The 1,056-nt window shown below is 39.5% G+C and carries 2 protein-coding genes; both read right to left on the bottom strand.

Translation table 11 applies throughout. The features are described from left to right. Positions 1–246: 246 nt before the first annotated feature. Complete coding sequence (locus AB4496_RS27140; RefSeq protein WP_009844731.1) at positions 247–669, bottom strand: hypothetical protein; 423 nt, start codon at positions 667–669, stop codon at positions 247–249. A 59-nt stretch (positions 670–728) separates the two neighbouring features. Then, positions 729–1,056: YcxB family protein (locus AB4496_RS27135; protein WP_372133040.1), on the bottom strand; the 328-nt coding region annotated here is incomplete at its 5' end.

The following is a 1,056-nucleotide window of genomic DNA, read 5'->3' as shown; positions in this document are numbered from 1 at the left end:
GCTGCGTTTGGTCGACATGCCAAACGGCTGTAGAGTGAAATAATCACCACTTACTTGCCCGTAAGGCGAATAACCTCGCTGGCTGAGTCTTTCGCCTGCTTGGTCAAACACACCATAGACGTGACCAAGATGGTTAGTCATGTAGTAGATATTTTGCTGGCTCTGCTGACGCATTAATAACCCAGAGACAAAGCCTTTTGTATTATGGAAAAAGACAAGACCTGACCCTATTCTTCTATGCTTTAATTATTTATTCTTAATAAATATAGGTAGCATCAACGCAACGCCCCATAAATAAGCTCCAGAGTGTAACTTTAAAGATAAAATAGAGGTAGCCCCGTTACCCCCGGCCACTATTACTAGCGGCTGAGAAAAGAAAATGATTAGCGCACATAAGGTTACGACTGACCATGGATTCACTTTTATCCCTTGGTTATTAGACAAGCTTAGCACCCAAGAGATATTTGCCAACCATGGGAACATCAACGCTATGGCTGTGTCGAACCAAGTGGTCAACATAAACGTTGCCGCAAAAACTTGCATGAAGCCAAATACTAGTGCTTGATAACCATAAGTTAAACTGCTTTCTCGCCCGTCAACGCAGGAAAAAGCCGGCAGAAGAAGCGCTACAAGATAAAACAGAGCTGATAGATTTCTAACAGAAAACATAGGGCTTTGCCTTATGCTAAACGCATTAATGGGTGAAAACACACACTATCTCACTTGCCTTAATCATTTGTCTTCAATGCATATTTCTTTATTAGTAAAACCAGCTTTTCTTCCTCAATCTGAGATTCGAATGAATCAGAAGGAATAATCAAAGCAGCAAGCTTATCCACAAAAATATAAACATCTCCACTGTTATCCTCTACGGACTCAACAGCCTCCCATTTGTAAAAACAACTCCCGAATGGATTCACTTCATGAATCCCTTCCTCTGTTAACTCAATGGTCTTATCACCAATAATAATACCACCTTCATTTGGCACTGATAATTTCCTTATCTTTATTAAGTTATAAATAAAACCCGAAATAATATAAAAATAAGTATCATTG

Origin of the sequence: Vibrio sp. 10N.222.46.A1 (assembly GCF_041473595.1) — a bacterium.
In the GTDB taxonomy this organism is placed as follows: Bacteria; Pseudomonadota; Gammaproteobacteria; order Enterobacterales; family Vibrionaceae; genus Vibrio; species Vibrio tasmaniensis_A.
The sequence above is the reverse complement of the archived record's forward strand: the minus strand, read 5'-3'. Positions and strand labels throughout refer to the sequence as shown.

Coding starts and splice junctions, on each gene's coding strand:
- AB4496_RS27140 (WP_009844731.1), bottom strand. CDS start 669: ATGTTTTCTGTTAGAAATCTATCAGCTCTGTTTTATCTTGTAGCGCTT.